Source organism: Peribacillus sp. P4_C12 (assembly GCF_056402095.1).
This window is the reverse complement of sequence record NZ_JBFUIB010000245.1, coordinates 1-5,578: the sequence shown is the minus strand read 5'-3', so window position 1 is coordinate 5,578 and position 5,578 is coordinate 1. Positions and strand designations below refer to the sequence as shown.

Annotated in this window: 7 protein-coding genes and 1 pseudogene; 2 read left to right on the top strand and 6 right to left on the bottom strand. The window is 37.8% G+C overall.

The genetic code is table 11. The annotated features are described in order from the left end of the window. From AC1DUW_RS20130 to AC1DUW_RS20120, 3 genes are all read right to left on the bottom strand, one after another. The coding region (locus tag AC1DUW_RS20130; RefSeq protein WP_053347660.1) for a sulfite exporter TauE/SafE family protein at positions 1–782 on the bottom strand (782 nt) is incomplete at its 3' end. Between the two features lie 544 nt (positions 783–1,326). Further along, positions 1,327–1,467, bottom strand: coding sequence for a hypothetical protein (locus AC1DUW_RS20125; RefSeq protein WP_161804955.1), 141 nt, complete (start codon positions 1,465–1,467; stop codon positions 1,327–1,329). A 159-nt stretch (positions 1,468–1,626) separates the two neighbouring features. Then, entirely contained in the window at positions 1,627–2,214 is a 588-nt protein-coding gene (locus tag AC1DUW_RS20120; protein WP_477643288.1) for a cysteine dioxygenase family protein, read from the bottom strand. A gap of 871 nt (positions 2,215–3,085) precedes the next feature. Between AC1DUW_RS20120 and AC1DUW_RS20115 the strand changes: the two genes are divergently transcribed. Beyond that, positions 3,086–3,223: an SRPBCC domain-containing protein gene (locus AC1DUW_RS20115; protein ID WP_407946267.1), complete on the top strand. Its 138-nt coding sequence runs from the start codon at positions 3,086–3,088 to the stop codon at positions 3,221–3,223. Between the two features lie 226 nt (positions 3,224–3,449). Here the strand turns inward: AC1DUW_RS20115 and AC1DUW_RS20110 are convergent, their stop codons facing one another. The 3 genes from AC1DUW_RS20110 to AC1DUW_RS20100 all read right to left on the bottom strand — a co-directional run bounded on the left by AC1DUW_RS20110 (position 3,450) and on the right by AC1DUW_RS20100 (position 4,805). Then, positions 3,450–3,554, bottom strand: a complete 105-nt coding sequence (locus AC1DUW_RS20110) for an IS3 family transposase (RefSeq protein ID WP_477643287.1) — start codon at positions 3,552–3,554, stop codon at positions 3,450–3,452. A 41-nt stretch (positions 3,555–3,595) separates the two neighbouring features. Further along, positions 3,596–3,898 (bottom strand): DDE-type integrase/transposase/recombinase, encoded by a 303-nt coding sequence (locus AC1DUW_RS20105; RefSeq protein WP_161804956.1) that lies wholly within the window; start codon positions 3,896–3,898, stop codon positions 3,596–3,598. Positions 3,899–4,148: 250 nt separating this feature from the next. Then, positions 4,149–4,805 (bottom strand): DUF2238 domain-containing protein, encoded by a 657-nt coding sequence (locus AC1DUW_RS20100; protein WP_053347663.1) that lies wholly within the window; start codon positions 4,803–4,805, stop codon positions 4,149–4,151. A gap of 597 nt (positions 4,806–5,402) precedes the next feature. Here AC1DUW_RS20100 and AC1DUW_RS20095 point away from each other — a divergent pair. Then, positions 5,403–5,578: pseudogene (locus AC1DUW_RS20095) on the top strand (DUF421 domain-containing protein); the annotation flags it as partial.

Sequence of the window (5,578 nt, the reverse complement as noted above, 5' to 3'; positions counted from 1 at the left end):
CACCAATCTAACGCTTCAGCATTAATGATTAGCATGTAAATGGCGACAAACATAACAACACCGGAAAATACATAATGGAGCGTACGCTGCTGTTTGCTTAAGCGCACTGCCAGCCAAGCTCCGACTGTTCCGCCGACAACTCCCCCTCCAACAAATGCGAACACAATCCACCAGTTTACAAGGCCAGATAAGCTATAGCTTATAGCTGTCATAAGCCCAAATGTGCCCACAGATACCAGAGAAGATCCAATTGCTGCAATCATTGGCATCCTTGTTACAAAAATTAAACCGGGAACAATCAAAAATCCGCCGCCAATCCCGAAAAAACCGGATAACAGCCCCACTAGAATGGCCATGGTGATCAACAGTGGAAGCTTCACTTGATTTTGAAAATCATCTGCCTGACTCTTCGTTTTCTTTGGCATAACCATTTTTACAGCTATGACGATCATCAAAATGGCAAAAAGAAATAACAACTGTTTACCAGGTACCAACTTTCCGATAATCGATCCCGTATAAGCACCTAGTGCACCAGATAGGGCAAAAGTAATCGCCGATTTCCATTGCACATGGCCGGCTCGTGCATGTGGAATAAGGTTTGCATAGGCATTTATAGCAACGGCTGACGCTGTCGTGCCAATTACCACATGCGGATCTTTCATACCAACAACGTAAAGCAAAAGTGGAACAGCAAGTATTGATCCACCTCCGCCGAGCAAACCAAGTACGAATCCGACAATAGTTCCTGAAAAAATGGAGAGGAGCACTTGAATCGTTGTCATTCTTTTCTGAGACTCTCACCAACAAAGCAGAGTAGACGGTGATTTATCTCCTCCCTCCTTTCTCTATTTACTTATCATTTATATAAGCAAAAACCATGCCAACTAATTTCTCCTGTAAAACCGCTTGGTTTGCGCACCCCACTCTATGGAAATTCCCAATTTTGCTATCAATATATATAAAAAGCCTTTATCATCAGGTTTAAATTCTTCCTAGGACTAGGAACTATTTTTGCATCTGTGATAAACTCTTCAAGCTATTTCTATAAAGTGTTTCAACTAACATATCTGTTACCAAAATTTTTTTTTAGATTTCGTATAACTGAAATAGCGTACAGGAACTTATTAATGTGTTACCTCTGATATGGATAGCTCCATATACCCATCAAACTAATATTTCGAAGTACCTTCAAAACAACAATTTTATTCTCTACATTCATTTATGGGAATTCAGTCCAATTTAACTTAATGGCGATGTAGTACCTCTGGATATTTAGTGAGATTTCTATTAATTGCTTTGTGTTTTCTATCATTTTAAAGTTGTTAGTTAGCCTTGTATGCTAGGTTTACTTGTTTTTACAATCATTTTTAAAAACGAACCCTCTGGAATCGGCTTTCCGATCAGACCTTGATAGTAACCGGTTCCACTAATCCAGGTTCTATGCTTATCCAGTATCGTCACATCCAAACCCAATACTTCTACTAAACCCTTGGTGCATGAGTCAACGAACTTCTAGATATAGTTTAAATTTGCCATGTTCCCCTCCTGTTTCGTAGCAAAAATTCTTTCAAGGGATTATTTATATTACAAGAGAAGCTATTTTGAGGAATCAATTTCCATATAAACTTAGATTAGTTCAGGAGTATACCCTACATTGTAATCATGGGCTGAAAAAATACCTTCTTTTTGTAAAGGCTTAAATACCCGAAACTTGCGGAGTTGTTTTCCATAAACATGGATGGTTATCGCTGTTTGATCGCCCTCCGTTTCAAGGATGTGACAATCCGCTGGGGGCAGAAGTTTGCAAGTCATTTTCTGATTTACAATCAATGTATCAGTTTGTTGAAGTTTTACTAAATTTTCTGAAATCTCTTCCACTCGAAGATAGTTCTTCAACTTGATCTTTCCAGCCACAACCCCTTCAGCTCCCCAAGTACCATCGTGATCATGGAGTGAAGTTTTCTGCCCCGGCTTCCAGACAAGTGCCATGATCTCAAAACGATCATGCGGATCGCAGTAAAGGGAATGACGGGCATATCCTTCCGAGCTGGGCTTTCGCTTTTCGGGAGGGAACCAGGATGTGGTACGAAGCAGCTCACCGAGTAAACGCTCTGCCTCTTCCACCCGAACGGCATTACTCTCAGTTTTCTCGATTACCCATGTCATATCTCGAATAAAGTCGATCAGTGTATAGTCCTTCGTTTGTTTTGTCATGATACAATGTCCTCCTATTATGGATAATTTCTTTAATGTTTTTGCTTTCATATAACTATTTAGCAAAAAACAAGCCACCGATAAAAAAACACAGGAACGCTAACTATATTCCGCTCTTTTACCTGATATTATTGAAATCTTGGGAAAACCTTTCCATAACCACTATCGAAAACCTTGGTTAATTCTTTAATAAGAGAAATCTTTATCTCAGGTTTGAAAAACAATTCACTAATACCAAGGAAGAAAAAGACCTTATGCAAAGGTCTCTATTACACTATAGATTCAATTCTTTACATGACCGAGCGATAAGTTCAAAAAGCTGGTCCTGATCAGTTAACTCAACAAAGGAAAATGCGATTCGAAGATCCGTCTTGGCAAGGGAGATCGTCGCCACTTGGACAAGCAATATTCATACGCTTGAAACCCTCCCCCCTGGCCAAAAAGATATCCTTCGTTTTTCGCGATTTTCGCATTGTGCAGCATAAAGCGTCCAATTCTTGAACTGTAAGTCAGTCCTAAATCCCTACAATCTAGCCGTACTAAATATGTGCCTTCCGGTTTCACCACTTTTATTTGTGGTATGAACTGTTCAAAGTAATTTTTCGTGTACTCCAAGTTTTTTTGCAGATACTCCCTCAGCTGATCCAGTCATCCCTCTCCAAATAGATATACGCTTTCCAAAGCTACCACCCCTAATGGATTGGGTAATTCAATCTAGAGACTATTAATCTCACGATTATACATTTCCCTTTGCTCCCTATTGGGAATAATGGTGCTAGAGGTTGCATCCCGGCTCTACTTGAGTTTCAGTATTGGATTTATTGGGAAGCATTGCCGATATCTTTTTGGATAGGCGCCCTCCACATGGACATTGAAGCAAGAGGATGGAACAACCTACTTACATCTTGAACAAACAGGATTCGAAAAAGAAGACCAAGCGTTCAATGGTGCGAAACATGGTTGGACGAGAATGGGCGAAGAACTTAAAAAAGTGTTAGAGGAAATGTAAGACCAAACCTCTGAACCTGTTTTTTTATTAAGCTAACGTATAGGAAAAAGCAAACGGCTCAGTATAGGACTGATGCGTTTGCTTTTTTAGTAAAAATATTGATACAAAACACATTACAAATTCAGATGCAATTTTGATTACAATTTCGGATTTTGCAATAGGATACGGAACCCGTCCTCTTTTATGAACATAGATTTCAAGAAAAGACAATATAATAGGGGTACCCCTAATAGTAGATATAAACTTCTACGGCTTGAATCAATTCTTCTTCTGTTTTAAAATCATTTAGGTGCAACATCTCCAATTTAACATGGGAGAAGAACGATTCCACACAGGCATTATCATGGCAGTTTCCTTTACGAGAGTGGCTGCCTATGATACCAAGCTGTTGAAGTCGTCGATTGTAGCATGGGATGTGTATTGGAAGCCTTGATCCGAATGGAGAATGGCCCTGTACACATCCCTTTTTTGGATTAAACCATCTAAAGTGTCTACTACAAGTTTGAGGTCGTTACGGTTGGAGATTTTCCATGAAACAATCTCGTTGTTATAGATGTCTTGTCCAACGGATAAATAACGGAATCCATCTTTAAAAGGCAAGTAAGTGATGTCTGTCACGAGCACCTCATTTTCATATCGGCCTTGAAATTCGCGATTTGAGACATTTGGGTACACGATAGGAGGTTTCCCCTAAAAGAAGTGTCGCTTCTTTCGAATAATAGACTATATACCAAGGTCCCGCATTAAGCGATACACCTTTTTATAGTTAACGAAGAGAACCTCCCTCCTTCAGAGCGATTTTCATGATCATTAGCTGCATAAATTTTCACGGCAAAAACGCTCGTTAATGGTATATCCCTTTTATATCATTTGAGGAGGGCTTTTTCTATTTGCACGCATTTGTAATACATTCTGATAATTTACTTCAATCACTTTTAGATTGACTTTTCCTCGACTCTCTTATTAATTCTTTTTTTAACAGCTGGTTATGTAGTTTTGAAAAAAAGAGTAACGCAAGAATCGAACCAACCAAGGCAAACGACATATCCCATTGTGCATCCCAAATATCACCTTGCATACCTAAAAAGTTTTTAACCACTTTTCCTCCTTTTGTTATTTTAGTACTTAACCATTCGATGATTTCGTACAGGGAAGCGATCGCAAGCGCGATACTTATAGTGAAGGAAAATAACCAAGGGCCTTTGGTTATTGGAGTTTTTCGTAATAATATTTCTCTTATTACAATCGCAAACAAACCCTTAAGAAAATGTCCAAATCGATCGTAGTCGTTTCGATTTAAATTTAAAACATCTTTTATCCAATTAAAAAGGGGTACTTTTGAGTATGTGTAATGGCCGCCGACAAACATCAAAATCATTAGAATGGCAATAATGATATAAGAGAGAGTAGTAAGGCGAAGTTTACTGTATGTTGCAATTACGATGATTAGTCCGACAATGGCAGGACTAACCTCCAATGCCCAGTTCAAGTATCCTGCTGGATTTATAACTGACCATATAAAAACTGCTGTAACAACCAAAAGTAAAAATAGATGAATCGTTGTACTTTTATCTCTTATCACTTTTTTCACTCCTATAGGGGGTTGTTTTTAGCGCCGACCTAACAATAGTTCATAACTTTTTGTGTTCTTCAGAAAGCCGTTCATAACTTTGCTTCTTACTATAACAACTTAGAAACTCTCTTGTATGTAATGTTCTCTATTAAAAATCATAGGATTTCATTTTCCTTGTCTCATTCATAAACACCCCATTGATTTCTGGAATTCATTATTTTAATTCTTAGCCATTAGCATTTTCTCCTATATATATACCTGGTAAGTTAAACCTAATGTATAGTATGCGTTCTATTTGGTTTAAACTGTGTGTGATCACCTCTTAAAGCAAAAAAAGACCGTTCATCTTTGTACGGTTGCACCGAAAAGATTAATTTTTTATGTCACTATAAACCTTACTTAACATAAAGTGCGCTATCTATCGGAACCAATAATTCTGGTTCCTATTTAGATACCAAATCATGATTTCTTGAACCGAGTATTCTAAATAGATTCCTTTGGATAGGATTTCTAGTTGTATGCAAAAAAACGGATGTTTATAAAAAAAGAAACTGACTATAATGATATAAGAAATAAAGAAATAGTTGACTCATCTGGAGGAAGAATATGCCTGATTATATTGAAATCATCCTTCGTACGTTCGGAGCATTTTTTATTTTGATAATTACTACCCGTTTTTTGGGTAAACAAACTCTAGCTCAAATGACCTATTTTGATTTTGTTATAGCTATCACAATGGGTGCAATTGTAGCGAATTTAGCGTTTAATACTCATATTAAAGC